The following is a 26,812-nucleotide window of genomic DNA, read 5'->3' on the forward strand; positions in this document are numbered from 1 at the left end:
AACTTTGTAAAAAAATAATCACTAAAGCTTAATTGCTGACCATTTACTCGAATTGAGTGGTGAAATTTTATTCAACGTATCAAGAGTTTTTGATAAAGAAATTTTTGGTCCACCAGACAAAATTGAAACCAGTTCGTCTGATTTAGCATCAAAAAATACTCTTGTTAAAAAAGCATTTGGCCTAACAGTATGTAGACCAGAAAGTATATCAATAGACTCCAAAATTTTACTTTTAGAAGTTTCTAAGTTAGAATTCATATTGTCTAGGCCTTCTCTATGATAGGAATACATTGTCTGTCTAAAAGCATCAAATGTTCCTGAAAGTAAATCTGATATAAGAAAAAAACGATTTTGATTTCCATCGTTCTGGTTCCATCCTTTGTATCCGCCTTGTTGCGCTACAGTCAGCACTTCAAATGCGGTTTGAAAGTAATTGGAACCACCGTTTAAAGAATAAGTATCAGCATCAAAACCAAGTATCATATAACTATAGAAAGCCAAAACCGACAATAAATTATTTTCATAGGTTGCAGGATTAAAAATCAAATTTTGAAACTCTACATAGTTGAAGCTGAAGTCACTATCATTATAATTAAAAACGGGTGAAGCATAAGTAGAATTGAAAACAGGTCTAGTAGATTGCACCTGTATCGTCGCTGAAAACTGATTTGAAGCATAGCTATTAACAATAATAACCATGGAACAATTAATCTTTTCGTTTTGTTTATATACTTCTCCTGTCCAATCTGTTTTGTTTACAAATTCTGAAATCGCTTTTTCCAGCGTTTTGAAAATTTGAATGTTTTCCATAGCTAACTGTTCGGTATTAACTTGAACCGTACAATTTAATTGCTGCGCTTGGGCAAATCCAAAAAGAAATAAGAAGAGAATACTAGCTATTTTTTTCATAATGCAAAATTACTTTATTCATAATATCATCTGCAACTTCCAACTTCAATTTTAGCGGCATTTTTTCTACAAGGAAATCTTTGGTTATAAAGGTAACCTTGTTTGTAGCAGCGGCAAAACCTGCACCTTTATCCTGAAGCGAATTTAAAACTATCAAATCTAAGTTTTTTTTCTGAATTTTTAACTGAGCGTTTTCAATTTCGTTTTCTGTCTCTAAGGCAAAGCCAATCAAAAATTGATTTTCTTTGATTTTTCCCAAAGAAGCTAGAATATCTTGTGTTTTTTCAAGTTCAACAGTTATAACTGCTTCGTCTTTTTTTATTTTTTGATTGAATGTAAATTTTGGTCTGTAATCTGCCACTGCTGCTGCACAAATGGCAACATCTACCGAATTGAAAAATTGATGACAGGCATCATACATTTCCTTTGCTGTGGTAACTCTTATTAATTGAATAGCAGAATTTGTGCTTTGTAGATGCGTTGGTCCTGAAATTAAAATTACTTCTGCTCCATATTTAGTTGCACTCTCAGCAATATCAAAACCCATTTTGCCACTAGAGTGATTACCAATAAAGCGCACAGGATCGATGGCTTCATAAGTTGGTCCTGCAGTGACAAGTAATTTTTTTCCTCTTAAAGGCAATTTATTACTAATGTCTCTTTCTATAAAGGATATAATATTTTCAGGTTCTGCCATTCTTCCTTCACCTGATAATCCACTGGCTAGTTCTCCGCTTTCGGCAGGAATAATGATATTACCAAACTGCTTTAGTGCATTAAAACTTGATACTGTAGACGGATGTTTATACATATCTAAATCCATTGCTGGAGCGAAATACACGGGACATTTAGCAGAAAGATATGTTGCAATTAATAAATTATCACAATTACCATTTGCCATTTTAGACAATGTATTGGCAGTTGCTGGTGCGATTAACATAAAATCAGCCCAAAGTCCTAGCTCAACGTGGTTATTCCAAAGGCCACTTTGTTTTGATTGTTCGCCATTTTGGCATAAATCATCTTCTTCATTGTAAAAGGTGGAATAAACAGGATTTTTCGAAAGCGTTGATAGTGTTAACGGCGTTACAAAATCCTTAGAAGCAGGTGTCATGATAACTTGAACATGTGCACCTGCTTTTATAAATAGTCTAACTAATGTTGCAGTTTTATAAGCAGCAATTCCTCCAGAAACTCCTAGTAGTATTTTTTTACCGCTTAAAACAGACATCTCGATTAGTCTTTGGTAGTATCTCTATAATATATTTTATCATCTAGCCATTCTTGAACCGCTAGCGCATGAGGTTTTGGCAATTTTTCGTAATATTTCGAAACTTCAATTTGCTCTTTGTTTTCAAAAATTTCTTCAAGACTATCATTATATGTAGCAAACTCTTCTAACTTTTCAGTTAATTCTTTTTTAATTTCTGAATTAATTTGGTTAGCTCTCTTGGCCATTATTGTTATTGCCTCGTAAACATTACCCGTGCGCTCTTCAATTGCCGTTTTATTGTAGGTAATTGTGTTTACCGGTGCATTTGTTTTCTTTAAATCCATGACGTTTTTTATTTAGAAAATTGTTTTAAATCGTTATCAATGCGGGCCAACATTTCATCAGCCTTTGGTTTATATTCTGAATTACTGTAATATTTAACTAAAGTGGCGTAGGCAGCTTTAGCTGAAAGTAAACGCTCTTCCATTTTTGATGGTATACTATTGATTGCCAAACTGTATGCTGACTCAAGCTTGTAAAACAAAGCTTTTTCTTTAAATGGTGTACCAGGATAATTAATTAAAAAGTTATCGAAAGCAACCATCGATGATTTATAATCAGAAATATTGTTATAAACCTTCGCATTTTCATAGGCTTTTAATTCTAATTTTTCTCTTAACTTTTTTGCAATAGCATTTGCCTCAGGTAAATTGGTAGATTCTGGATAAATATCTATAAAATCTTGGAGTTTCTCTATAGCTTTATACGTATCTGTTTGATCTAAAGTATATACTGGCGACAATTCTGAAAAACACTTAGCTCCACGAAAAGCCGACTCTTCAACTTTATCACTTTTTGGATAACTAGACACAAAAGATTCAAACTGATAAGCAGCTAGATAATATTGTTTAGTTAAATACAATGAATTGGCGTACATATAAAACATCCGTTCTGCTTGAGGCTTTCCTTTGTATGCTGGAGCAATCTGGTCAAATAATCTGATGGCATTTGTATATTTCTTTGCTTCATACATTTTAGTAGCTTCTACAAACTTAAAAGCAATATCTTCCGATTTTAAAGCCTTTTGATACTCGCTGCAAGACGAAAACAAAAATAGTATGGGTAATAAATATATAATGTTCTTCATTTTTCTTAGTAATTCGGCTGATTTATAAAGCATTAGTTATAATGTACATCCGAAGTTTGAGGTGCAAATTTAGTTATTAATTGTGGATTACAAAATATTATTTTTCTGTACAGAAAATCTACATGTTGGAAATTTTATTTGTAAAAATATTGAGCCTGTTCGCTAAATCTTCATTTACATTAACTAATGGTAATCGAACTGTATTTTCTGCTAAACCAAGCGCTTTGAATACTTCTTTAATTCCGGCAGGATTTCCTTGCTCAAAAATCATGTCAATAGAATCAGCTAGAAGGTAGTGCAGCTTGTAGGCTTCCTCTACTCTTTTATTCAAACCTAGATGAACCATTTCTGAAAATTGTTTTGGGAAACCTTCAGCAATGACCGAAATTACACCTGCACCACCAGCCAAGATCATGGGTAACGTAATCATGTCATCACCTGAAATGACCAAAAAATCTTTAGGTGCATTCTGAATCAATTTCATAGCTTGCACTATGTCGCCTGCAGCTTCTTTTACAGCTACTATATTTTTAAAATCACTAGCTAATCTTATAATTGTTGATGGCAACATATTACTAGCAGTTCTTCCTGGAACATTGTAGAGTATAACCGGAATTGGCGATGCTTCAGCAATGGCTTTAAAATGTTGATAAATTCCTTCTTGAGTTGGCTTGTTATAATAAGGCGAAACAGATAAAACAGCCACAAAATCAGAAAAATCTCTTATCCTTAACTCCTCAACTACTTCTTGAGTGTTGTTACTTCCCACACCAAGAACCAATGGCAATCGCTTATTATTTGTTTCGACAATGGTTTTTATAACCAGCTCTTTTTCCGCTTTTGATAATGTAGCCGTTTCGGCTGTCGTTCCTAATACTACCAAATAATCAATTCCATTATCAATTTGAAAATTTACAATAGCTTTTAGCGCTTGCACATCAACTGAAAAATCGTTTTTGAAAGGTGTTACCAGTGCAACTCCAGTTCCTATTAATGATTGCATTTTATATTTTGTTTAAAATTTTTAAATATTTGAAAAGTTCTTCTACAAATACTTTATAATTTTCAGCATTTGTATTAATCATAAAATGGTTTAATCGTTGGTCTATTGTAGCAAAACCAACCTTAAAACTTGCTTTTGATAGATGAGAAACGAGTAGTAATGCCACTTTTTCGGTATCGTAGTAGTTTATTAATAAGTCAAAATCTTCAGCAACAAAATCCTTAACTTCTTTTTTATCAACATTCGCATTCCATGTCAAATCTTTGTAACTAAAAATAGGATAATCGAAGGTTTCATTCTTCTTTATTTTATCTTTAAAAACTAGAATTTGAATGTTATTTTCTTTAATTCCATTTTGAATTAATTCTTGAACTAGCGACTCTCTTTCATAGAAGTAGGTTTCATCAAAAATAATCCCAACCTTTTTTATGATAGTATCAGTGGATAAATGTTTAACATTGGATAACCTATTTTTAACTATTTTTTTTGTTGAAAAATCCTTTAAAAAATTTAAAAACATAGTACTTTTACTTGATTTACAAATTTACTGAAATTAGTATCATAACCGATGGTAAAACTAAAAAACTATAACGTTGTAATGAAACTATTTGTTTTATTATTAACATTTCATATAGCAGTTTCCTGCGCAGAAAAAAAATATTTTGTTACCAAAATAGAAGGAAAACAAATAGGTGTCACGAAGGAATTTATCGAATCAATTCCAATTGAAGACATTATAAAACCTTACAGAAATAAAATTGATGCCGATTTAAATGCTGTCTTAGCAAACGCATCCGAAACTATTGATAAAAATGGCGAATGGCAAACTCCTATGGGTAACTTTTTATCTGATATCACTTTTGAAAAATCAAACAAGATCTTTCAATTGAGAGAAAAAAAATCAATCGATATTTGCCTATTAAATCATGGCGGCATTCGAACAATTATTCCAAAAGGCGATGTAACCGCTCGAAATGCCTATGAAATAATGCCTTTTGAAAATAGTGCGGTAGTCATTGCATTGAAAGGAGAACAAGTATTAGAAATGGTCAATTTTATTATATCCGAAAAAAAGCCACATCCGTTAAAAGGAATGACTTTTACAATTGATAATAATAATGCTCCAAAAAACATTTTGATTGGAGGAATTGCGCTAGACACGACTAAAACGTATTATGTTGTAACGTCAGATTATTTGGCAACCGGCAACGACAATATGTTATTTTTTACTAAAGGTGTTCAAAAATATGATTTAGAATATAAGTTGCGGAATATAATTATCGATTATTTCAAAGAAAATAAAGTTATTACGGCCAGTAATGATAAAAGAGTCATAAAGGAATAAAAAACCAATTCTGCCCACATGAAAAGAAGAGATTTTATTGAAAAAACAGTTGTTAGTTCAGCGTTTCTTGGACTTAGTGATTTAGCTCCACTTTATGCTAATTCTACCGAATTTTTGAATTCCAATTTCAAAACCCTTGACAAAAAGCACTTGACAATTCTACATACCAATGATGTGCACAGCTATGTTGACCCATTTCCTGCTAATCATCCAAAAAATCCCAATATGGGTGGTGCTGCTCGACGAGCTGCCATAATTGAAAGCATTAGAAAGGAAAATCCAAATGTGCTACTTCTTGATGCTGGTGATATATTTCAAGGAACACCCTATTTTAATTATTTTGGTGGAGAATTGGAATTCAAACTAATGAGTATGATGAAGTATGATATAGCCACCATAGGCAATCATGATTTTGATAATGGTATTGACGGATTATATGCACAGTTACCACATGCTACTTTTGAATTTGTTTCGGCGAATTACGATTTCAAAAACACCATTATGGATGGACACGTTAAACCGTATAAAATTTTAAATAAAAACGGAATAAAAGTGGGTGTTTTTGGTCTTGGTATAGTCCTTGAAGGATTGGTTGATAAAAAAAACTATAAAGAAACAGGTTATAATGATCCGCTTACAGTAGCTCAAGACATGTCGCGAATTTTAAAACACGAGCAAAAATGTGATTTGGTAATTTGTCTTTCCCACTTAGGTTACAAGTATAAAAATGAACCCGATAAAATTTGTGATACAAAATTAGCGACATTAACAAAAGATATAGACTTAATAATTGGTGGTCACACGCATACATTCTTAGATAAACCCACGGTATTAAAAAATAGTGAAGGCAACGATGTACTTGTAAATCAAGTGGGATGTTATGGTATCAACCTCGGCAGAATTGACTTTTATTTAAATAACGATAAAAGTGAAATAATGCCCAAAAAATCAATCATTGTTTGACTCTTCAGCGTTGATAACATATCTGTAAAAAGAATAAAAAGCAAACACATTAAAGGTCATTGCTAATGGTCGAAATAATTGTTGGTATTCATTGGTAAGAAAATATTTTTCGATAAAAACCACAAACTGCAACATAACAAATAATAACGCGCTAATGAATAAAATAGAATTTTGCTTATTATCATTCATAACATAACTTGACAAGGCAACACCAGCAAAAATTGAAATCAAAATATTCTGAAAAATAATAATGTAAATACTATTTTCAGGAATATCTGGTGTTTCAGTGAATAAGTAGGAAAAAATTAGTAAAAAAGGCGCTGTTGCAATAAGTAATGGCACGTAATCCTTAATTTTTTGTAAATAAAAGACAAGACAAATCGATAACATCCTGAAAATCGTAAATGAAATAATACCGTAAAACAAACACTTTTCGGTATTAGGTATGAACAAAATATTTGTAATAGCTGAGAATAAAACGGCCAGTATAAAAAAAGTATTTTTCTTTTCCGATGCTATCCAATACAACACTAAAAGAAGTACGGGAATTAAAGGTTTTAATACAAATAAGGCGGGTTTAAATAAAAAATACTCTGCAATTATTTCACCTAGTGCAATAACAAAATATAGTATTGTCAATAATTTCAAAATTTCACTCTTTCTCATCATGCCACTATTTTTGGATAAATAAATTTAGAACAAAAAAGAATAGGAAAAACAAAACCAGTAAAATATTTCATTTACAATCAAACAGATAACATTGTAATAAACTCGGTTTCTGAGAGAATTGGGATTTTTAAATGATTCGCTTTTTCCAGCTTTGCTGGTCCCATATTTTCGCCAGCGACCACATAATCCGTTTTCGTAGAAATCGAACTACCTACTTTTCCGCCATTATCTTCGATAGCTTTTTTCAAATCATCGCGCGAAAATTTTTCAAAAACACCCGAAACTACAAAAGTTTTTCCTAGTAATTTATCGGTAGCATTTGGATTGTATTTCTCTATAATTTCAAACTGAACTCCTACTTGTTTTAAACGTTGAATAATTTGGATATTTTCTTGATTTTCAAAAAACTCAACAACACTGTGGGCAATTTTTTCACCTATTTCATCAACTAAAATCAAATCTGTAATGGTTGCATTTTGAATTGCCTCAATAGATTTGTAGTGTTTTGCTAATTTTTTAGCCACAGTTTCACCTACAAATCGAATACCAATGGCATACAATACTCTTTCAAACGGAACTTCCTTGGATTTTTGCACTCCATTAACCAAATTTTCAGCCGATTTTTGTGCCATTCGTTCAAGTGGTAAAATTTGTTCCACTTTTAAATCATACAAGTCAGCGTAATTTTTCACTAAACCATTATGGTAAAGCAAGGCCACTGTTTCGCCGCCAAGCCCTTCAATATCCATTGCTTTACGAGAAATGTAATGTTGAATTCTACCAATAATTTGTGGTGGACAACCATAAAAATTAGGACAATAATGATTAGCTTCGCCTTGACTTCGAACCAATTCTGAAGTGCATTCAGGACAATGTGTGATATATTGAGTAGACTCCAAAATTGGATTTCTTTTTGAAAAATCTACACCAATAATTTTTGGAATTATTTCACCTCCTTTTTCTACAAAAACAGTATCACCAACACGAATATCTAATTTTTCTATTTGGTCAGCATTGTGCAGTGATGCTCTTTTTACCACTGTTCCTGCTAATTGAACCGGTTCCAAATTGGCAACTGGTGTAATCGAGCCTGTTCGTCCCACTTGATAAGAAATAGAATTTAATTTGGTTGCAACTTGCTCCGCCTTAAATTTATATGCCATTGCCCATCGTGGTGCTTTGGCTGTAAAACCCAATTCATCTTGATACTGGAAACTGTTCACCTTAATAACGACTCCGTCCGTTTCATAAGGCAATTGATGACGATGAATATCCCAATAATTGATATAATCAAAAACCTCTAATATTGAACCTGCTAGTTTTGCTTCTCTTGGCACTTTAAATCCCCAACTTCGCGCAGCTTCTAATCCTTCAAATTGGGAATTTATTTTTAAATTTTTGCCCACAATAAAATATAACAAACATTCTAAAGGGCGTTTAGCAACCTCTGAACTATCTTGTAGTTTCAAACTACCTGAAGCGGTATTCCGTGGATTAGAATACGGTGTTTCTCCAATCTCAATTAATTCCTGGTTCATCTTTTCAAATCCCTCAAAGGGCAAAATAATCTCACCGCGAATATCGAAACGCTCGGGGAAATCTCCTTTCAATGTAAGAGGAATAGATTTTATAGTTTTGACATTATTTGTTACATCATCTCCTTGAAAACCATCACCGCGAGTAACCGCTCGCTTCAATTTACCATCTTCATATGTTATTGAAATGGATGCGCCATCATATTTCAATTCACAAGTGTACTGCAACGTTACATTCCCCAATACTTTTTGAATTCTATTTTCCCAATCTAACAAATCTTCCTTCGAATAAGAATTATCCAAAGAATACATGCGATAATCATGAATTACCGTCTTAAAATTTTTAGTTATTGCACCTCCGACTCTCTGGCTTGGTGAATTGTCATCAAAAAATTCTGGATGCTGATCTTCTAATTCTTGGAGTTGTTTAAGTTTTTGGTCAAATTCAAAATCAGAAATTGTTGGCCTATCTAATACATAGTAATTATGATTGTGCTCATTAAGTTCTGCTCTTAAATTCTGAATTTTTTGTAAAATTTCCATAAAAAAATTGGCTAATATAGTCTCAAATTGTGAGTACTAAATTAGCCATTAATTTTGAAAATAATAACTCTTTAGGATTGAATTATACCATTAATTTGAAGATATAACTGTCCGTCACTCAAAATAGCGCCTTGTGTAATTAAATCGAAAATAGCAACATTGCGCTCTTTTTCATATTCTTTTCTTCCTAAATGTATTTCAACACTATCGGTAAACATATGATCACTAAGCCACTGTAAACCATCCTTAACCATAAAATCAACCTCAACATCAAGTGATTTTAAAACAATAGACTGAATTAACTTTTCTTGACAATGAAATAAAAATATATGATTTTTTGAAAAATGTTCTAAATATTGTGCATTGTTTAAAACACCTTCCCAAATCAAATCAGAAAAAACATCTAATTCCTGCTCGGCCACTTCAGGATTGTTGGCCTTTATTGAATCCCATTCTGCTTTATCTATTGTTTGCGTAGCTAAAAAATTACTAAACTCATTTTGTAACGCTTCAAATTGTTCTTTTGTAAGTCTTTTGTATTTCATTTATGCTGAATTTATTTCAGCATCTTTTCCTTCTAAGATGCTATTATTGATATTTAAGAACCTGAATTAAATAATAAAAAAAGAGTCTGAAACAAGTTCAGATTAAGTCAAAAAAAAATCCCAATCTCCTGCGAGTTGGGATTTTTAAAAATGTTTCAAAAATTATGCTTTTTCAGCTACAATTTCATAAGGCAATTCAACCACTACATCTCTGTGTAATCTGATAGAGGCAAAATACTTACCTGTACGTTTAACGACACCACTAGTGATAAATTTTCTATCGATTGATTGACCAGCAGCTTCTAAAGCCGAGGCGATATCGATATTAGTGATTGAACCGAATAATTTTTCACCACCAGCTTTTGCCGAAATTTTAATCTCTAAAGCTTTTAATGTTTCTGCTAATTTTTTAGCGTCATCAACAATTTTAGCTTCCTTAAAAGCTCTTTGTTTTAAATTTTCAGCTAAAACTTTTTTAGCAGAAGGAGTTGCTAATTGAGCATATCCTTGTGGGATTAAGAAATTACGACCGTAACCATTTTTTACTGTTACTACGTCATCTTTAAAACCTAAATTTTGAACGTCTTGTTTTAAGATCAATTCCATGTTGTTGTCCTTTATTATAGAAGTTAGTCTCTTTGCATCGCAAAGAGACAACAACTGAGTTTATATTATTTTAATAAATCGGCCACGTATGGCATTAAAGCTAAGTGACGCGCTCTTTTAACAGCAACTGACACTTTTCTTTGGTATTTTAAAGAAGTACCTGTTAATCTTCTTGGTAAAATTTTACCTTGCTCGTTAACAAATTTCAATAAAAAATCAGCGTCTTTATAATCAACATATTTAATACCTGATTTTTTGAAACGACAATATTTTTTAATTTTATTAGTTTCTATATTTAAAGGTGTAAGATATCTGATATCTCCATCTTTTTTTCCTGAAGCGGATTGTTGTAATGTTGCCATGATTAGTTTGATTTAGCTGCTTTAAGTTTTGCTCTTCTTCTTTCTGCCCATGAAATAGCATGTTTATCTAGACCTACTGTCAAGAAACGCATTACTCTTTCGTCACGTCTAAATTCAGTTTCAAAAGCAATAAGAGCTTCTCCTGATACTTTAAATTCGAATAAATGGTAAAAACCACTTTTCTTGTTTTGGATTTCATAAGCTAGTTTTTTCAAGCCCCAATCCTCTTTTGATACCATCTCTGCTCCTTTTGACGTAAGAAAATCTTCAAATTTGCTTACTGTTTCCTTTACCTGAACTTCAGATAAAACGGGATTTAAGATGAAAACAGTTTCGTAATGATTCATAATAAAAATGTTAAATTTTAAATTGGGCGCGAAGTTAATAAATACTTTTTACATCACAATCATATAAAGGGTGAAATCGTCTAAAAGTAAAAAAAATCGTTTAAAAGCAAAAAAAATCGACGAAATGTTAGGTGGATAAAAAAAAAGTTAATATTTTTACATCACCAAATCTATAATAAATAAAATTATGAAACTAAATTGTGTTGTCGTTGATGATAGTTCTATTCAAAGAATGATCATTGCAAAGTTAGTAAATAATCACCCAAACCTTCATTTAGTAGGTGATTTTTTTAATGCAATTGAAGCAAAAAATTGCATGTCGGTTCATACTGTTGACCTTATTTTTCTCGATATCGAGATGCCAGTCATCAGTGGTTTTGATTTTCTTGATGGATTGAAAGCAAAACCTCAAATTATCTTTATTACTTCGAAAGCAGAATATGCTATGAAGGCCTTTGATTATGATGCTACAGATTACCTACAAAAACCTATAGCACTTGATCGGTTTAATGCTTCTGTAAGACGAGCAATTGATTTCCATATGCTCAAAAAAGAAAATAATGAAGAAGATGGTGAACATATCTTTATTAAAAGTAATCTTAAAAAGCTGAAAATTTATACTAATAAGATTAAGTGGATTGAAGCTTATGGTGATTATGTGAAAGTGGTAACTGATGAAGATAGTAATCTTGTATTATCTACGATGAAATCATTTGAAAATGATTTATCTAAAGATAAATTTATTAGAGTTCATAAATCTTATATCATTAACATTGATAAAGTTGAACGCTTCAATAGTAAGTTTGCCGAAATCGGAGTTACAAAAATTCCATTAAGCAGAAATAAAAAAGAAGATTTAATAAGAGCACTCGCGATAGCCTAGTGTGATTTAATAAAAATCAACATTTACAGCTACTTTAATAGCTCTGTATTGCGAAATAACTTCAAAACTATTCAGAACCTTCTGAATAGTTTTTTTTGTGTTTTGCAAATTCGTTTCGTTTGGTATTTTCACCATTATCGTTCTGATGTATTCATTTCGAATTCGGCTGATGGCTGGTTCTTCTGGACCAAGAACAGGAACAGTTAGGTGTTGTTGCAAAACCTGATATAACCACATCGAACCTTCTTTTAATTTTTCAAAATCGCGATGCTTCAGAGTCAATTTAATTAATCTGAAAAATGGTGGATATTTATAAATTTGCCTTTCATATAGTTGTTCTTTATACATTCCTTCATAATCAGTAGTTGTTACTTGCTGAATGATATTATGTAATGGATTATAGGTTTGGATAACAACTTTTCCTCTTTTTTCACTTCTACCAGAACGACCAGCGACTTGTGTCAACATTTGATAACTTCTTTCAAAAGCGCGAAAATCAGGATGATACAGCATATTATCGGCATTCATAATACCAACGAGTGAAACATTATCAAAGTCTAAACCTTTGGCAAGCATTTGAGTGCCGACCAAAACATCGATTTCTCGATTTTTAAATCCGTCGATAATTTTTTCAAAACTATATTTCCCACGAGTTGTATCCTGATCCATTCGCTTTATATTTTTTGTAGGAAACAATTCTGCTAGTTCCATTTCTATTTGTTCCGTACCAAAACCTTTTGTTTCTATATCCACACTTGAACATACATGACAATTTGTTGGCTTAGCCATACTGTATCCGCAATAATGACAACGCAGTTGGTTTTTAAATTTATGATAGGTCAAACTCACGTCACATTGCTGACATTGAGGAACATGTCCACAAGTTAAACACTCTAAAACAGGAGAAAATCCTCTTCTGTTTTGAAATAAAATAACCTGTTCGCCGTTAGAAAAAGCTTCGGTAATTTGTTCAATTAAAGTCAAACTGAAATGACCTTTCATTTTCTTTCTGAAATAACTCTCTTTTAAGTCAACCAGTTCAATTTCGGGCATTTGCACATTTCCATATCGCTCTGTTAAAGTAACTAAACCAAACTTTCCAGAAGTTGTATTGTAAAAGGTTTCAATACTTGGTGTAGCCGAACCTAATAAAACTTTTGATTGATGCGCATTTGCTAAAACAATTGCCGAGTCTCGTGCATGATATCTTGGCGCTGGATCTTGTTGCTTGAAAGTAGTTTCATGTTCTTCGTCAACAATAATTAACCCAAGATTTGAAAAAGGCAAAAATAAAGCCGACCTTGCTCCTATTACTATTTGTGAAGTTGAAGATTGGTTTAAAACATTTTGCCACACTTCTACCCTTTCATTATTACTGTATTTTGAATGAAAAACAGCTACTTTATTACCAAAATATTGTGTCAAGCGAGAAACTAGCTGTGTTGTCAGTGCAATTTCGGGTAAAAGATATAAAACCTGTTTTCCTTCCTTAATAAAGTGTTCAATAAGTTTAGTATAAATTTCAGTTTTTCCGCTGGAAGTTACTCCGTGAAGAAGACAAACATCTTTTTCTAAAAATGATTTTTCAATTTCGTTAAAAGCTACTTGTTGGGCTTTGCTTAAAATTAATTTAGTATCATTTTTATTTTTATCAAAATTTACTCGGTCTTCCTGAATGTGATATTCCTCAAAAATATTTTTTTCAACTAATCCTTTTACGATTGAGACGGAAACATTAGCTTTCTCAGTCAATTGTTTTACAGAAATAGGATTACTCTGTTGTGCTTTTAATTGAAAATATTGCAAAACCAGATTTTTTCTTTTATCCGATTTTAAACTATCTAAAAGTGCAACTAATTTGCTTTCATCTTTAAAATTAGAATGCAAACGAATATATTTTACTAATTTAGGTTTGTATTCTTCTTGAATTTCTTCTTGAAGAGAAATTATTTTTTTATCAATTAATTTCTTGATGATAGGTAAAACTGTTTTTTTATTGAGAATGTCAATAACATTTTGAATTTTCAAAGAACTTTGATGTTGCAAGGCTTCATAAATTAAAAACTCATCATCGGACAATTCAGCTTCATTAACAAATGTTGTAGTGTCTTGCGAAATTATAGTTTCACTTTCTAACAATAATGCGGACGGCAAAGCACTTCGATAAACATCTCCAATAGTACACATATAGTAAGAAGCAATCCAAAACCAATGATTGATTTGAAGTTGATTAACAATTGGCTTTTCGTCAAGAATTTGATGAATTTCTTTGGCTTCATATAGTGTTGGCGATGTCTGATGCAAATCAATAACCAAAGCAGTATAGATTTTGTTTTTCACAGGAACTGCAACCCGAAAACCTTTCTTAAGATAATAGAATTCAGCTTCTGAAACTCGATACGTAAATGTTTTTGGTAATGCTAACGGAAGTATAACCTCAACGAAAAAATTCATTAATTAATTGATTATTTGTGTCTAATCCAGTTTTGTGATCTTCCAAAAAGCGAAATACCAATAAATCCTCGAACTACTATTTTATCTTTACCTTCCATAGTAATTTTACAATTATAAGAACTTCCGTTTTTTGGATCGGTTATTTTTCCACCTTCGTAGCTGTTACCACTTTTCTTCATTCCTTTCAAAATGGTTAATCCTAAAATAGGTTTGTTTTTATCTTCACCTTCGCATTTTTCGCATTTGCGATGTCTATGTTCGGCCTCAAAAATCTCTATGATTTTGCCATAAAATTTTCCTTGCTTTTCAAAAATTTCAACAATACTTTTTTCTACTCCTGTTTCATCATCAATAGTTTTCCATTTACCCAATATAGTTTGTGAAAAACTCATTTGGCAACCAAAAAATAGCAAAATGTAAAATATTCCCGATTTCATAACGAATCAATTTCTAAGTGTTTTTCTCTTTTAATTTTATTTATCGCAGCATTTAAATCAAACCCTAGTAAAAGTATCATACAATTAATCCAAAGATAAAACATTACAATAAGCAAAGTACCTATTGAACCATACAACTCATTGTATTGTGAAAATTTCACAACCCAAATCCCAAAGAAATAAGAGGAAAAAATAATTAAAATTGTTGTAAAAACAGAACCTATTGAGATAAAAGCTCTGTTCTTCTCTCTCTTTATACCAAATTTAAACAACAAAGAAGTGGAAATTAAAATCATAAGAATAACAAAACTGTAACGTCCAATTTCGATTAAATGAATTTTATCTGATAGCACATCTTGAATTTTTGTCATTTGAATAAAAACCTCGAAAATCACAATTGCTGCAACTGTAATAATGAGCAGTAATGAAAGTAAAAGAGAAAGCGCTAAGGAAACTAAATACTGTCTTAAAAATTTCCTTTTCAACGAAACGTGAAAATAATGTGACGTTTCAAAACCTCCTAGAACAGCATTAATGCCATTAGTCATTAAAAAAATGGCCATCAAAAATCCGGTGGAAAGTAAACCACTATGACTGTTATTTAAAATATCACTAATTATTTTATAAATGGCATCATAGGTTGTTGGTGGTACACTTTGTTGCACAAAACCTAGAAAATCTTCCTGAAAACCTTCAATTGGAATGTAAGGAATTAAATTTAAAATAAATAATGCAAAAGGAAACAGCGCCATAAAAAAGCTAAAAGCAATAGCTGCTGCTCTATACGAAATAGCACCTTCGATAATACCTGTGATATATAAATAAAGTAAATCATAAAACGATAAGCCATGAAGCCAAGGCAACTTTATTTTTTTTAGCAAAAAAATAAGCTGTTTAATTACAGGTAAATTATTTATTTTCTGTTGTGTAACTTCAAACATTTGATGATTATTAAAATGCTTTCAAACTCAAATCCATGTTATAAACCGAGTGAGTTAATGCTCCAGATGAAATATAATCAACACCGCAATTGGCATATTGTCTAATGGTTTTTTCATTAATGTTTCCAGAACTTTCTGTTAAGCATTTATTTCCAATTAAAGCAACTGCAGCTTTGGTGTCTTCAAAATTGAAATTGTCAATTAAAATTCGATAAACACCTTCATTTTCAAGAATTTCTTTGATTTCATCTAAATTTCTAGCTTCCACAATAATTTTTAAATCGAGATTATTATGCTTTAAAAAATCCTTCGTTTTTATTATTGCTTTAGAAATTCCACCCGCAAAATCGTTGTGATTGTCTTTCAACATAATCATATCATACAATGCAAAACGATGATTTTCGCCACCACCGATTTTTACAGCCCATTTTTCGCAAGCACGAAATCCAGGAGTTGTTTTTCGTGTATCTAAAATTTTAGTTTTTGTTCCTTCCAAAAGTTGTACAAAATGATTGGTTTTTGTTGCAATTGCTGACATTCTTTGCATAGAATTCAAAACTAATCGTTCTGCTCTCAATATTGATTGTGAACTGCCCGAAACGTGAAAAACAACGTCACCATGCTTCACTTTTTCGCCATCATTAATAAAAACTTCCATCTCTAAAGTTGGATCAACGTTTTCAAAAATCATTTTTGCAAAAGAAACTCCTGCAATTATTCCAATATCTTTCACTAACAATTTGGCTTTTCCATTGGCATCAGTTGGAATACAAGCTAGCGAACTGTAATCGCCCGAACCAATATCTTCTCTTATACCATTTTGGATTATTAAATCAAGTTCTCTTTGGAATTGTTCTTTTGAAATCATTACTATTTAAATTGATTGGCTAATGTACCATTTAATTTACTGATTAAAAAATGAAAAATGAATTTGAATTTCTACTTTTGTAACACAACAACACAATTCATGTACAAACTACTCATTCGCCCAGTTTTATTTTGGTTTGACCCCGAAAAAGTGCATTACTTCAGTTTTTCTGCTATTCGTTTTTTATCAAAAATTCCTTTTTTTTCAAGTATTTGTAATTCATTGTTTGAAGTAAAAGATAAACGATTAGAAACCGAAGTTTTTGGTTTAAAATTTAAAAATCCAGTGGGATTAGCGGCAGGTTTTGACAAAGATGCCAAGCTGTATAAAGAACTTTCCAACTTTGGATTTGGCTTTATCGAAATAGGAACATTAACACCAAAACCGCAAGAAGGAAACCCAAAAAAACGTTTGTTCCGATTGAAAAAAAACAATGCCATCATCAACCGAATGGGTTTTAATAATGGTGGCGTTCAAGAAGCTATTGAACGTTTGAAAAAAAATAAAAATGTGTTAATTGGCGGAAATATTGGTAAAAATAAAATTACGCCAAACGATGAAGCGGTGAATGATTATCTAATTTGTTTTGACGCTTTATTTGATTATGTTGATTATTTTGTGGTGAATGTCAGTTCGCCAAACACTCCAAATCTTCGCGAATTGCAGGATAAAAAACCTCTAACAGATTTATTAACAAAACTCGAAACCCGAAACTCTGAACACGAAACTAAAAAACCAATCTTACTAAAAATCGCTCCAGATTTGACTGATGAACAGCTTTTGGATATTATTGCTATTGTAAACGAAACCAAAATTGCCGGAGTTATTGCTACGAATACCACCATTTCAAGAGAAAATTTAAAGTCCGAAAATAATCCTGAAGTTATGGCAGAAATTGGCGGATTATCTGGAAAACCATTAACAAAACGTTCCACAGAAGTTATTCGTTTTCTTTCGGAAAAAAGTAATAAAGCGTTCCCAATTATAGGTGTTGGCGGAATTCACACTGCCGAAGATGCCATCGAAAAACTAGAAGCTGGAGCAAGTTTGGTACAACTTTATACTGGATTTATTTATGAAGGACCAAAATTGGTAAAAGAGATAAATCAAGCGATTTTAAAACGGAAATCCTAAACTTAGTTGTACCAAAAGTCCAATTAGAAGTGCAATACCAAAACTTAATAACGTTCCAATTAAAACATATTCGGTTAGTTTTCGGTCTTTGGCTTCTTTCAAATCACCAAAACGAAAAATAGATTTTGCTGCCAATAAAAATCCTATGGCTTCAAAATGACCTGTTAGAATAAAGCAAAACACAAAAAGACGTTCCAAAATTCCGATGTAATTTCCAGCATTTTGAAGTGAATTATCTTTGGTTTTATTTTCGGGTGTCCAAATTGAAATGATGTTTTTAATAATTATTGATGTTGGTTTTGTTAGCAAAACAATTCCTGTTAGGACAATCCAGAATTGACTACTTAAATGATCCAATTCTATTTTTGTATCCGTATAAATCAATGTAACTATAACTATTACAAGTAAATGTAAAATTTGGTCAATTGAAAACCAAATTCGTTTTGTTTTCTTGGTTTGAAAATATAATTTTAAAAAGTCGATTACACCATGAAGAAACGCTAGTAAAACGGCAAATCCAAAAAATGCTTTTTCTCCAACTAAAATCCACGCAATCGCACCGTGAAGAAAAATATGCAAATACAAATAGAGACTTTTTTGTTTATTCTTTTCTTTATCTTCAACCCATGAAGTTGGTTGCAATAAAAAATCACCAATTAAATGTGCCAAAAGAAGCTTTACGAAAATAATCATACTTCAAGTGATTTCACTTTTTTTCTAAAATAACGTTCTACTTGCAATAGTAATTCATATTGAGAACGTTTTTGTCTTCGACTGACTGCGGCTTGATTTATTCCTAGTTTCAAACCAATTTCTTCTTGAGAAAGTGTTGGATTTTGAATGGCAACCAAAACAAATTCAGCAGATTGCTGCAACCAACTATCCATAAAAGACATGCTTAACTGTACTATTAAATTGAATTCTTCATCAAAATCGGGATTTCCAGAATTGACAGCTAGGTTGATTTTTTGCTTTTTTAAAGTTTCAAATAATTCTCCTGAACGAATAAAAGCACTTCCATTACTTTCGGTTATTTTTTTGGTTTTATATGTTTTATCACCAAAACCCAAACTCATTCTAACATCTAAATTAATCAATTTAAAAAAAGCTTTTAGCTGAAACGCAATCAAAAAAGCGTCTTCTGGATTTTTAATTTCCAACTGAAATTCATCCCCACGATAGATTTCCCAATCGTTTGGCGACTTTCCAAAACTATTGAGTAATTGCTTGAAATCATTCATCCATTTTTTAGAAGAAAGCTTTCTTGAGTTGATTATATCAGCTGTAAGTATCACAATCATAGTTCAAATATAGAAAAATATTTTAAAAAATTACAAATTATTACCAAAAAGCGTAATATTTTTAATTATTACCAAAAAGCGTAATATTTTTAATTATTACCAAAAAGTGTAATATCTATAAAATAATCATCCTAAAAAACGATTTCGTAAAAAGATAATTCTTTAGTATATTTGGCAACCAATGAAAAAAATCAAAATCATAGAATGTCCGCGCGATGCCATGCAAGGTATCAAAACGTTTATTCCCACCGAAACTAAAGTGCAATACATTCAGTCATTGCTTCGAGTTGGTTTTGACACGATTGATTTTGGAAGTTTTGTATCGCCCAAAGCTATTCCACAAATGCAAGATACTGCCGAAGTTTTGGCACAATTGGATTTGACTAAAACCGAAAGTAAACTACTAGCTATCATTGCTAATACTAAAGGTGCAGAAATGGCTTCGGTTCATCGAGAAATTCAATATTTAGGCTTTCCATTTTCGATTTCGGAGAATTTTCAAATGCGAAATACTCATAAAACCATAGCAGAGAGTTTAGTGACTTTACAAGAGATTTTAGATATTGCAAATAGCACAAACAAAGAAGTTGTCGCCTATTTATCGATGGGTTTTGGAAATCCCTATGGCGATGTTTGGAATGTAGAAATCGTTGGTGAATGGACAGAGAAATTGGCAAAAATGGGCGTAAAAATCCTTTCACTTTCTGATACTATTGGAAGTTCTACACCTGAAGTTATTGATTATTTATTCTCGAATTTAATTCCAAAATATCCCGAAATTGAATTTGGCGCACATCTTCATACAACGCCAGACAAATGGCACGAAAAAGTAAATGCCGCTTTCAAAGCTGGTTGTACACGATTTGATGGCGCAATTCAAGGTTTTGGCGGTTGTCCAATGGCAAAAGATGATTTGACTGGAAATATGCCTACCGAGAAACTTCTCTCCTATTTTACAGCCCAAAAAGCCGAAACTAATTTAAGTGCCATGAGTTTTGAAAGTGCTTATAATGAAGCTTCTAAAATATTTAAATCTTATCACTAATTGCTCTTTTTCTTTTAAAGATTTTATAAATTTCCATCCAAATTACAGAAATAAATCCTACCAAAATACTACATCCAATTTGAAAGATAGTTACTTTTTCAAATAGAAAGAATTTTGAAAAAACGGGAACAAATAATAGCAAAGTTGTAATCAATATTGTAATTCCAATTATAACTAAAACCAAATTGTTTTTATATCGAATTGTTGTAAAAATAGAATAGTAAAACGACCTGTTTTCTAGAGTTAAAAAAACATTTGACGAGATTAATGTCAAGAAAATGCATGTTCTAGTTACACCTTCCGTAAAATCGGATTGTATGCAATATTGATACATAAAAAGTAATCCTAATGCGATTATTAATCCTTGAATAATGCTAATTGTTATTTCTTTTAAATTAAAAAAAGTAGTAGTAAAAGGTCTTGGTTTTTGTAGCATCAAATTTCTTTCCATTGGCTCATTTTCATAAATAATTGAACATGTTGGTCCCATGATTATTTCTAAAAAAATAATATGTACTGGTGTAAAAATGTTAGGATAAACCCAACCTAAAACCAAAGGAATAAAGACAATAAGAATAATTGGAATATGAATAGAAATAATGTACTGAATGGCTTTTTTAAGGTTAACGTAAATTTTTCTTCCCATAGCAATGGCATCAACCATTTTATCAAAATTATCATCAATCAAAATTAAATTAGCGGCTTGTTTTGCTATTTCGGAACCTTTCTTACCCATTGCAATTCCTATGTGAGCCGATTTTAATGCTGGCCCATCATTGACACCATCGCCAGTCATGGCTACGATTTGATTATTATCTTTTAATGCTTGAATGATTTTCAATTTAGCTTCTGGAAACATTCGGGTAAAGATGGTTGTTTCCATCACTTTTTCTTTTAAAGTGATTTCATCCATTGCCATTAAATCGTCTCCATTTAGCACAATGTCAGGATTTTTAAAACCTATTTGTTTCGCAATCGTAGAAGTTGTTGCAGCATTATCGCCTGTTATTATTTTAACTTGAATTCCTGCTTTATAAAATTTTTCAAAAACGTTTTGAATATTTGCTTTTGGTGGATCATAAAAAGCAATTAATCCAACGAAATCAAAGTTGAATTCTTGCTGTGTTTTAGGATAATTTTGATTTACATCAATAACTTTTCCAACCCCAAGAACACGATAACCTTTACTTGCCATTGTGTTCATTGCTGATAATATACTTTCTTCCTCGTTTTTAGTCAAATCACAAACGGCAATCAAAGCTTCAGTTGCACCTTTTGCAGCTATTATTTTATTACCATTTGAATTTTCAAAAATATGCGTCATCATTGGTGGTTTTCCTTTTAAAGGATATTCATGGACTAATTTAAAATTAGGTCGCTCATCCCTTGAACTTATTTTAGTGTATGAATCGTGAATGGCTACTTCCATTGCATCAAAAGGAATCGGTTCGCTTGACCACATCGCATAATTTAAAACCTCTTGAGATTCTTCATTAAACTTTTCGTCACTATTAATAATTGCGTTAGATTTAAAAACATACAGTTGCGCCAAACTCATCTTATTTTCGGTTATCGTTCCAGTTTTGTCTGTACAAATAACAGTCGCGCTTCCGAGTGTTTCCACCGTTTTTGTTTGTTTAGCAATAATTCCAATTTTCATTAATCGCCAAGCTCCAAGTGCCATAAAAGTGGTAAAAGCAACAGGTATTTCTTCGGGAATGACACTCATTGCAATGGTTAATGCTTTCAATAAACTATCTAATACATTTTGGGAATGATAGTAATTTATAGCCCAAACAATACCGAAAATAAGCAATCCAATGACTGACATCTTCCTAACAAAATTGTTGATTTGAATCTGAAGTGGTGTTTTTTCAACAACAACTTGTTCTAAACTCTTACCTATTTTTCCTAAATTAGTTTGATTGCCAATTCGAATGACTTCACAAATTGCCATTCCTGTAGCTACAATTGTTCCTTGAAAAACTTCATTATCATCTGAAGTTTCATTTTTTGCAACCGATAATGATTCTCCAGTTAATATTGATTCATTGACCATAAAATCACTCGACTGAATTATTTTTGCGTCCGCTGGAATAAAAGAACCTTCCTCAATTTGAATACAATCGCCTACAACAATTTCTTCACTAAAAATTTCAATAACATTTCCGTTTCTGATAACTTTATTTTTGGGTTGAGATAGTTTTTTTAAATCATCAATTGCATTTCTACTTCTCGCTTCTTGAAATAAGGAGATAGCAACAACTAATAAAATTGCAATTGACATAAAAATTCCATCGCCATAATCGCCTGTTACAAAATAAATACTCGCAGCGGCAACTAAAAGCAAAAACATTGGCTCTTTCAGAATATCAAATAAAGAATTTAGAAAATTATTTTTCTTTTGATGCTCTAGCGAGTTTGCTCCATTTATATTTCTTGAAGCGATAACTTCATTATCCGAAAGTCCAATTATAGTTTTATGTACCATTTAATGAAATTACATGTTATACTAAGGTAGCGATTTTATATGACATAGAACTCCTTTTTTTTGCATTAGATTTATTATATTTGCACGCAATTTAACTACAACTACAAATTGCAATGTACACACACAATTCAAAAATCATCAGTGAAGGATTAACTTATGATGATGTTCTTTTGGTTCCTAATTTTTCAGATGTTTTACCAAGAGAAGTTTCTATCCAATCTAAATTTTCAAGAAATATTACTTTAAATGTCCCAATTGTTTCAGCTGCAATGGATACCGTTACCGAAAGTGCTATGGCAATTGCTATGGCGCAAGAAGGCGGAATTGGTGTTTTACACAAAAACATGACCATCGAACAACAAGCTGCAAAAGTTAGAAAAGTTAAACGTGCCGAAAGCGGAATGATTATTGATCCAGTAACTCTACCGCTAACCGCTTTGGTTTCAGATGCTAAAAATGCTATGAAAGAATTTGGTATTGGCGGAATTCCAATTGTAGATGAAAACAAAACTTTGAAAGGAATCGTTACTAATCGTGATTTACGTTTTGAAAAAAACAATTCAAGGCCAATAGTTGAAGTGATGACAAGTCAAAATTTGGTTACCGTTGCTGAAGGAACATCTTTAGAACAAGCCGAAGTAGTTTTGCAAGGACATAAAATCGAAAAACTTCCTGTAATTAATTCCGAAAATAAATTGGTAGGCTTAATCACTTTCAGAGATATTACCAAACATACTCAAAAACCAATTGCCAACAAAGATTCTTTTGGTCGATTGCGAGTTGCTGCAGCCATTGGTGTTACTGCCGATTCGCTGCAAAGAGCTGAAGCTTTAGTAAATGCAGGTGTTGACGCCATTATTATTGATACTGCTCATGGACATACCAAAGGTGTTGTTTCGGTTTTGAAAGAAGTAAAAAATAAATTTCCTCAAATTGACATTGTAGTTGGAAACATTGCCACACCAGAAGCGGCTTTGTATTTGGTAGAAAATGGTGCCGATGGCGTAAAAGTTGGAATTGGTCCAGGTTCAATTTGTACCACACGAGTTGTTGCTGGAGTTGGATTTCCACAATTTTCAGCAGTTTTAGAAGTTGCTGCAGCATTAAAAGGTACAGGAATTCCAGTAATTGCTGATGGCGGAATTCGTTATACTGGCGATATTCCAAAAGCTGTCGCAGCTGGTGCAAGTTCGGTTATGTTAGGTTCATTATTAGCAGGAACAAAAGAATCTCCTGGAGAAACTATCATTTTTGAGGGAAGAAAATTCAAGTCTTATCGTGGAATGGGTTCAGTTGAAGCAATGCAAGAAGGTTCAAAAGACCGTTATTTTCAAGATGTGGAAGATGATATTAAAAAATTAGTTCCTGAGGGAATTGTTGGTCGTGTTCCATACAAAGGCGAATTAAACGAAAGTATGCAACAATTTATCGGCGGACTTCGTGCCGGAATGGGATATTGTGGAGCAAAAGATATTCCAACATTACAAGAAACTGGACGTTTCGTTAGAATCACATCTAGTGGAATTACGGAAAGTCATCCACACAACGTTACAATTACGAAAGAAGCTCCGAATTATTCGAGGTAATTTTTTGAACCACCAAGTTCACTAAGAATGCACAAAGCTCACAAGTTTTTAATCACTTCGTGAGCTTTGTGTTTTTATTTTAGTGTTCTCTGTGGTTAAATTTTTATCTTTTCTTTTTAGTTTATACTTTCAAAAACTCTGCAATTTTTTTCTTTTCTCCTGCAATCCATAGAATATCGCTGTCTTCTAAAACTAAATGCGATTCTGGATTTAGAATACGTTTTCCATTACGCTCAATACCTACAATAATTCCATGGGTTTTCTCTCGAATTTGCGACTCACGAATGCTTTTACCAATGCAAACTCTATTTTTAAGTTCCACTTTTTGAAGTATAATGTCGGCTTTCTCCATTTGTTCTGGAACATCAATTTCATTTTTATCCAAAAATATTTTGAATTCCTTTACTTGATCATCCGTTCCAATTACACTAATTTCATCGCCAGGAAACAATCTTTCGGTTCTTATTGGAATATTTATCAAAACTTCACCTCTTCTGATTGAGGCAATATTAATTCCAAATTGTTCGCGTATCGTTAATTCCTCCAATGTTTTTCCAGCCAAATTAGATTCTTTTGCAATTTCAAATTCTGCCATGTGTCCATCCCAAGGCGACAAGGTGTTTTGACGCTTATTCTCTTTTCGAATTTCTCTATCATTAAAATTGCTCAAAAAGTGGCTTTCGATTTTATGGTAAAAAGCTTGAACTCTTTTTGGAAATAAAATATAGGCACCAATAGCAAGCATAAAGGTAATAAATGCGACTCCTGATGAGAAAAAAGTATTTAAAATAAAACCAATATAAAATAACGTTAGTACAATTCTAAAAATCACTAGCATAATAATTGGACCTTGATGCTTTTTTTCTTCCATCAGAATTGACACTTCTTTTACAGCCACGCGACGTAATGACAAAGCCCATAAAAATGGTGACAAGAAAATTAAAGTGATTAAAGCAGCTGTAGCATTTCCAAATCTTGATCCTTGAACTAATGGTAAAATAAAATTTGAAGAAAGCAAAATTACAGCAACTATAATTATTGAGTGAATTATTACTTGAGTTAAATAACTCCTTAAAACTATCTGCCAATTGCTAATCGATTTAATTTCCTCGGTATTGGCGCTGTAGAGTTGAATGCGTTTTACCCATTTTCGAGGTAATTTCTTTTCTATATAACCTGAAAATGGCACAGCAAATTTTACCATATAAGGTGTGGTAAAAGTGGTAACTGCCGAAACAGCAACTACAATTGGATAGAGAAAATCACTCGTCACTTTTAAGGTTGTTCCCAATGTTGCAATTATAAATGAGAATTCGCCAATTTGTGACAAACTCATTCCGGTTTGAATGGATTGCTTGAGCGGTTGACCTGATAATAATGCGCCAATTGTAGAACTTAACGATTGTCCAAAGATTACTACTAATGTTAAAATTGCAACAGGAAATGCGTATTCAACCAAAGTCTCTGGATTGATTAGCATTCCAACCGACACAAAGAAAACCGCTCCGAATAAATCTTTTACTGGCTTTACAAGATGTTCAATATGTTCTGCTTGTGTAGTTTCTGCAATGATTGAACCCATAATAAATGCTCCTAAAGCTGGTGAAAATCCAACTCCTGAAGCAAAAATTACCATCAACAAGCAAAGTGCTAAGGAAATAATTAGTAACATTTCATCGGTTAATAAATGTTTTACTTTTTTTAGAAGTGTTGGAATAAAAAAGATACCCACAACAAACCAAATCGTTAGAAAAAACAACAGTTTCAAAACTGAAAAAACCAATTCCATTCCAGAAAACTGCTGACTTACTGCAATTGTCGATAGTAAAACCATCATTAAAATAGCTATAACATCTTGAACAATTAGAGAACCAATGACATTTCCAGCAAACTTTTGGGATTTTACACCAAGTTCATCAAAGGCTTTTAAAATAATAGTTGTGGATGAAATAGATAAAATTACACCTAAGAATATACTATTCATTTTATTCCAACCCATCAATTGGCCTACAAAAAAGCCAATAGTAATCATTGCAATAATTTGAGTAAAAGCAGTTATTGAAGCCGTTCCGCCTACTTTCATCAGTTTTTTAAAACTGAAATCTAGTCCTAAACTGAATAATAAAAAGATTACCCCAATTTCGGCCCAAACCTTTACACTTTCTATATCTTGAACGGTTGGCAAAAACTCAAAATGACTTCCCGAAAGAAATCCTGCTACTAAATAACCTAACACCAGTGGTTGCTTCAAAATTCGAAAAAGTAAAACCGAAATAGCAGCAGTGATAAGAATTACACCAAGGTCTGTAATCAAATCGGGTAAATGAACATTAACTGATGCTAAAAATAACGACATAAAAATTAGTTTGTACCAATATAGTAAAATTCTGCTCTACATGAGTTTTAAATAACCGTTAAAAATTATGTTGCTTGCGAAAAAAAAGCAAATTCTCAAATCGATCTTGACGACTAATAGCTTACGTCA

General features: G+C 32.0%; 26 protein-coding genes. 6 read left to right on the forward strand and 20 right to left on the reverse strand.

The window, feature by feature from the left end; all coding sequences use genetic code 11:
- Positions 1-21 precede the first annotated feature (21 nt).
- From porD to WFZ85_RS12115, 6 genes are all read right to left on the reverse strand, one after another.
- Complete coding sequence (porD, locus tag WFZ85_RS12090) at positions 22-909, reverse strand: type IX secretion system protein PorD (RefSeq protein WP_342696555.1); 888 nt, start codon at positions 907-909, stop codon at positions 22-24.
- Positions 893-2,140: a bifunctional phosphopantothenoylcysteine decarboxylase/phosphopantothenate--cysteine ligase CoaBC gene (gene coaBC / locus WFZ85_RS12095; protein WP_342696556.1), complete on the reverse strand. Its 1,248-nt coding sequence runs from the start codon at positions 2,138-2,140 to the stop codon at positions 893-895. The genes porD and coaBC overlap by 17 nt, the downstream gene beginning before the upstream one ends.
- 5 nt (positions 2,141-2,145) lie before the next feature.
- Positions 2,146-2,466 carry a DNA-directed RNA polymerase subunit omega gene (locus WFZ85_RS12100; RefSeq protein WP_342696557.1) on the reverse strand — a complete coding sequence of 107 codons (321 nt, stop codon included), beginning with the start codon at positions 2,464-2,466 and terminating at the stop codon, positions 2,146-2,148.
- 8 nt (positions 2,467-2,474) lie between these two features.
- Positions 2,475-3,269, reverse strand: a complete 795-nt coding sequence (locus WFZ85_RS12105; protein ID WP_342696558.1) for an outer membrane protein assembly factor BamD — start codon at positions 3,267-3,269, stop codon at positions 2,475-2,477.
- Between the two features lie 118 nt (positions 3,270-3,387).
- A complete protein-coding gene (gene dapA, locus WFZ85_RS12110; protein ID WP_342696559.1) occupies positions 3,388-4,272 on the reverse strand; it encodes a 4-hydroxy-tetrahydrodipicolinate synthase in 885 nt (294 codons plus the stop codon).
- A 1-nt stretch (position 4,273) separates the two neighbouring features.
- A complete protein-coding gene (locus WFZ85_RS12115; RefSeq protein ID WP_342696560.1) occupies positions 4,274-4,792 on the reverse strand; it encodes a DUF6913 domain-containing protein in 519 nt (172 codons plus the stop codon).
- Positions 4,793-4,870: 78 nt separating this feature from the next.
- Here WFZ85_RS12115 and WFZ85_RS12120 point away from each other — a divergent pair, with 78 nt between their 5' ends.
- Both WFZ85_RS12120 and WFZ85_RS12125 read left to right on the forward strand, forming a co-directional pair.
- A complete protein-coding gene (locus tag WFZ85_RS12120; protein ID WP_342696561.1) occupies positions 4,871-5,617 on the forward strand; it encodes a 5'-nucleotidase in 747 nt (248 codons plus the stop codon).
- Positions 5,618-5,635: 18 nt separating this feature from the next.
- Positions 5,636-6,580, forward strand: a complete 945-nt coding sequence (locus tag WFZ85_RS12125) for a bifunctional metallophosphatase/5'-nucleotidase (protein WP_342696562.1) — start codon at positions 5,636-5,638, stop codon at positions 6,578-6,580.
- Here the strand turns inward: WFZ85_RS12125 and WFZ85_RS12130 are convergent.
- The 6 genes from WFZ85_RS12130 to rpsF form a co-directional block, all read right to left on the reverse strand.
- Positions 6,566-7,249, reverse strand: a complete 684-nt coding sequence (locus tag WFZ85_RS12130) for a lysoplasmalogenase family protein (RefSeq protein ID WP_342696563.1) — start codon at positions 7,247-7,249, stop codon at positions 6,566-6,568. The two genes, WFZ85_RS12125 and WFZ85_RS12130, sit on opposite strands and share 15 nt — an antisense overlap.
- A 77-nt stretch (positions 7,250-7,326) precedes the next feature.
- A complete protein-coding gene (gene ligA, locus WFZ85_RS12135; RefSeq protein WP_342696564.1) occupies positions 7,327-9,327 on the reverse strand; it encodes an NAD-dependent DNA ligase LigA in 2,001 nt (666 codons plus the stop codon).
- Between the two features lie 71 nt (positions 9,328-9,398).
- Positions 9,399-9,872 carry a DUF6495 family protein gene (locus WFZ85_RS12140; protein ID WP_342696565.1) on the reverse strand — a complete coding sequence of 158 codons (474 nt, stop codon included), beginning with the start codon at positions 9,870-9,872 and terminating at the stop codon, positions 9,399-9,401.
- Between the two features lie 162 nt (positions 9,873-10,034).
- Positions 10,035-10,478 (reverse strand): 50S ribosomal protein L9, encoded by a 444-nt coding sequence (gene rplI / locus WFZ85_RS12145; RefSeq protein WP_342696566.1) that lies wholly within the window; start codon positions 10,476-10,478, stop codon positions 10,035-10,037.
- Between the two features lie 65 nt (positions 10,479-10,543).
- Positions 10,544-10,840 carry a 30S ribosomal protein S18 gene (rpsR, locus tag WFZ85_RS12150; protein ID WP_342696567.1) on the reverse strand — a complete coding sequence of 99 codons (297 nt, stop codon included), beginning with the start codon at positions 10,838-10,840 and terminating at the stop codon, positions 10,544-10,546.
- Between the two features lie 2 nt (positions 10,841-10,842).
- Complete coding sequence (rpsF, locus tag WFZ85_RS12155) at positions 10,843-11,187, reverse strand: 30S ribosomal protein S6 (RefSeq protein WP_342696568.1); 345 nt, start codon at positions 11,185-11,187, stop codon at positions 10,843-10,845.
- A 187-nt stretch (positions 11,188-11,374) separates the two neighbouring features.
- Here rpsF and WFZ85_RS12160 point away from each other — a divergent pair, with 187 nt between their 5' ends.
- Positions 11,375-12,070, forward strand: coding sequence for a LytR/AlgR family response regulator transcription factor (locus WFZ85_RS12160; protein ID WP_342696569.1), 696 nt, complete (start codon positions 11,375-11,377; stop codon positions 12,068-12,070).
- 6 nt (positions 12,071-12,076) lie between these two features.
- On the opposite strand, the gene priA is transcribed toward WFZ85_RS12160, so the two are convergent.
- The 4 genes from priA to nadC are packed head-to-tail and all read right to left on the reverse strand — an operon-like array spanning position 12,077 to position 16,770.
- Positions 12,077-14,524 carry a replication restart helicase PriA gene (priA, locus tag WFZ85_RS12165; protein WP_342696570.1) on the reverse strand — a complete coding sequence of 816 codons (2,448 nt, stop codon included), beginning with the start codon at positions 14,522-14,524 and terminating at the stop codon, positions 12,077-12,079.
- A gap of 11 nt (positions 14,525-14,535) precedes the next feature.
- Entirely contained in the window at positions 14,536-14,961 is a 426-nt protein-coding gene (locus tag WFZ85_RS12170) for a DUF2147 domain-containing protein (protein WP_342696571.1), read from the reverse strand.
- Positions 14,958-15,902, reverse strand: coding sequence for a YihY/virulence factor BrkB family protein (locus WFZ85_RS12175; RefSeq protein ID WP_342696572.1), 945 nt, complete (start codon positions 15,900-15,902; stop codon positions 14,958-14,960). The genes WFZ85_RS12170 and WFZ85_RS12175 overlap by 4 nt, the downstream gene beginning before the upstream one ends.
- Positions 15,903-15,912: 10 nt before the next feature.
- Positions 15,913-16,770 carry a carboxylating nicotinate-nucleotide diphosphorylase gene (nadC, locus tag WFZ85_RS12180; RefSeq protein WP_342696573.1) on the reverse strand — a complete coding sequence of 286 codons (858 nt, stop codon included), beginning with the start codon at positions 16,768-16,770 and terminating at the stop codon, positions 15,913-15,915.
- Between the two features lie 99 nt (positions 16,771-16,869).
- Between nadC and WFZ85_RS12185 the strand changes: the two genes are divergently transcribed.
- The gene (locus WFZ85_RS12185; protein ID WP_342696574.1) at positions 16,870-17,904 is read left to right on the forward strand and encodes a quinone-dependent dihydroorotate dehydrogenase; all 1,035 of its coding nucleotides are present in this window, start codon (positions 16,870-16,872) and stop codon (positions 17,902-17,904) included.
- On the opposite strand, the gene WFZ85_RS12190 is transcribed toward WFZ85_RS12185, so the two are convergent.
- Together WFZ85_RS12190 and WFZ85_RS12195 are read right to left on the reverse strand one after the other, a co-directional pair.
- The gene (locus tag WFZ85_RS12190) at positions 17,887-18,597 is read right to left on the reverse strand and encodes a DUF3307 domain-containing protein (RefSeq protein WP_342696575.1); all 711 of its coding nucleotides are present in this window, start codon (positions 18,595-18,597) and stop codon (positions 17,887-17,889) included. The two genes, WFZ85_RS12185 and WFZ85_RS12190, sit on opposite strands and share 18 nt — an antisense overlap.
- The gene (locus WFZ85_RS12195) at positions 18,594-19,205 is read right to left on the reverse strand and encodes a SatD family protein (RefSeq protein ID WP_342696576.1); all 612 of its coding nucleotides are present in this window, start codon (positions 19,203-19,205) and stop codon (positions 18,594-18,596) included. The genes WFZ85_RS12190 and WFZ85_RS12195 overlap by 4 nt, the downstream gene beginning before the upstream one ends.
- Before the next feature lie 181 nt (positions 19,206-19,386).
- Here WFZ85_RS12195 and WFZ85_RS12200 point away from each other — a divergent pair, with 181 nt between their 5' ends.
- The gene (locus tag WFZ85_RS12200) at positions 19,387-20,250 is read left to right on the forward strand and encodes a hydroxymethylglutaryl-CoA lyase (protein WP_342696577.1); all 864 of its coding nucleotides are present in this window, start codon (positions 19,387-19,389) and stop codon (positions 20,248-20,250) included.
- Here WFZ85_RS12200 and WFZ85_RS12205 read toward each other — a convergent pair.
- Positions 20,234-22,741, reverse strand: coding sequence for a cation-translocating P-type ATPase (locus WFZ85_RS12205; protein WP_342696578.1), 2,508 nt, complete (start codon positions 22,739-22,741; stop codon positions 20,234-20,236). The two genes, WFZ85_RS12200 and WFZ85_RS12205, sit on opposite strands and share 17 nt — an antisense overlap.
- Before the next feature lie 113 nt (positions 22,742-22,854).
- Here WFZ85_RS12205 and guaB point away from each other — a divergent pair, with 113 nt between their 5' ends.
- Positions 22,855-24,327 carry an IMP dehydrogenase gene (gene guaB / locus WFZ85_RS12210; RefSeq protein WP_342696579.1) on the forward strand — a complete coding sequence of 491 codons (1,473 nt, stop codon included), beginning with the start codon at positions 22,855-22,857 and terminating at the stop codon, positions 24,325-24,327.
- Between the two features lie 121 nt (positions 24,328-24,448).
- On the opposite strand, the gene WFZ85_RS12215 is transcribed toward guaB, so the two are convergent.
- The gene (locus WFZ85_RS12215) at positions 24,449-26,683 is read right to left on the reverse strand and encodes a cation:proton antiporter domain-containing protein (RefSeq protein ID WP_342696580.1); all 2,235 of its coding nucleotides are present in this window, start codon (positions 26,681-26,683) and stop codon (positions 24,449-24,451) included.
- Positions 26,684-26,812: the final 129 nt, after the last annotated feature.

Source organism: Flavobacterium aureirubrum, from assembly GCF_038739835.1.
Taxonomy (GTDB): Bacteria; Bacteroidota; Bacteroidia; order Flavobacteriales; family Flavobacteriaceae; genus Flavobacterium; species Flavobacterium aureirubrum.

Excerpts from the sequence above, each read along its gene's own strand:
- WFZ85_RS12170 (WP_342696571.1), bottom strand. The coding sequence starts at position 14,961 with ATGAAATCGGGAATATTTTACATTTTGCTATTTTTTGGTTGCCAAATG.
- WFZ85_RS12105 (WP_342696558.1), bottom strand. The coding sequence starts at position 3,269 with ATGAAGAACATTATATATTTATTACCCATACTATTTTTGTTTTCGTCT.
- WFZ85_RS12130 (WP_342696563.1), bottom strand. The coding sequence starts at position 7,249 with ATGATGAGAAAGAGTGAAATTTTGAAATTATTGACAATACTATATTTT.
- ligA (WP_342696564.1), bottom strand. The coding sequence starts at position 9,327 with ATGGAAATTTTACAAAAAATTCAGAATTTAAGAGCAGAACTTAATGAG.
- WFZ85_RS12205 (WP_342696578.1), bottom strand. The coding sequence starts at position 22,741 with ATGGTACATAAAACTATAATTGGACTTTCGGATAATGAAGTTATCGCT.
- nadC (WP_342696573.1), bottom strand. The coding sequence starts at position 16,770 with ATGATTTCAAAAGAACAATTCCAAAGAGAACTTGATTTAATAATCCAA.
- WFZ85_RS12100 (WP_342696557.1), bottom strand. The coding sequence starts at position 2,466 with ATGGATTTAAAGAAAACAAATGCACCGGTAAACACAATTACCTACAAT.
- WFZ85_RS12175 (WP_342696572.1), bottom strand. The coding sequence starts at position 15,902 with ATGTTTGAAGTTACACAACAGAAAATAAATAATTTACCTGTAATTAAA.
- guaB (WP_342696579.1), top strand. The coding sequence starts at position 22,855 with ATGTACACACACAATTCAAAAATCATCAGTGAAGGATTAACTTATGAT.
- WFZ85_RS12125 (WP_342696562.1), top strand. The coding sequence starts at position 5,636 with ATGAAAAGAAGAGATTTTATTGAAAAAACAGTTGTTAGTTCAGCGTTT.
- dapA (WP_342696559.1), bottom strand. The coding sequence starts at position 4,272 with ATGCAATCATTAATAGGAACTGGAGTTGCACTGGTAACACCTTTCAAA.
- WFZ85_RS12190 (WP_342696575.1), bottom strand. The coding sequence starts at position 18,597 with ATGATTATTTTCGTAAAGCTTCTTTTGGCACATTTAATTGGTGATTTT.
- WFZ85_RS12200 (WP_342696577.1), top strand. The coding sequence starts at position 19,387 with ATGAAAAAAATCAAAATCATAGAATGTCCGCGCGATGCCATGCAAGGT.
- rplI (WP_342696566.1), bottom strand. The coding sequence starts at position 10,478 with ATGGAATTGATCTTAAAACAAGACGTTCAAAATTTAGGTTTTAAAGAT.
- rpsF (WP_342696568.1), bottom strand. The coding sequence starts at position 11,187 with ATGAATCATTACGAAACTGTTTTCATCTTAAATCCCGTTTTATCTGAA.
- WFZ85_RS12195 (WP_342696576.1), bottom strand. The coding sequence starts at position 19,205 with ATGATTGTGATACTTACAGCTGATATAATCAACTCAAGAAAGCTTTCT.
- WFZ85_RS12215 (WP_342696580.1), bottom strand. The coding sequence starts at position 26,683 with ATGTCGTTATTTTTAGCATCAGTTAATGTTCATTTACCCGATTTGATT.
- coaBC (WP_342696556.1), bottom strand. The coding sequence starts at position 2,140 with ATGTCTGTTTTAAGCGGTAAAAAAATACTACTAGGAGTTTCTGGAGGA.
- WFZ85_RS12115 (WP_342696560.1), bottom strand. The coding sequence starts at position 4,792 with ATGTTTTTAAATTTTTTAAAGGATTTTTCAACAAAAAAAATAGTTAAA.
- WFZ85_RS12120 (WP_342696561.1), top strand. The coding sequence starts at position 4,871 with ATGAAACTATTTGTTTTATTATTAACATTTCATATAGCAGTTTCCTGC.
- WFZ85_RS12160 (WP_342696569.1), top strand. The coding sequence starts at position 11,375 with ATGAAACTAAATTGTGTTGTCGTTGATGATAGTTCTATTCAAAGAATG.
- WFZ85_RS12185 (WP_342696574.1), top strand. The coding sequence starts at position 16,870 with ATGTACAAACTACTCATTCGCCCAGTTTTATTTTGGTTTGACCCCGAA.
- rpsR (WP_342696567.1), bottom strand. The coding sequence starts at position 10,840 with ATGGCAACATTACAACAATCCGCTTCAGGAAAAAAAGATGGAGATATC.
- WFZ85_RS12140 (WP_342696565.1), bottom strand. The coding sequence starts at position 9,872 with ATGAAATACAAAAGACTTACAAAAGAACAATTTGAAGCGTTACAAAAT.
- priA (WP_342696570.1), bottom strand. The coding sequence starts at position 14,524 with ATGAATTTTTTCGTTGAGGTTATACTTCCGTTAGCATTACCAAAAACA.
- porD (WP_342696555.1), bottom strand. The coding sequence starts at position 909 with ATGAAAAAAATAGCTAGTATTCTCTTCTTATTTCTTTTTGGATTTGCC.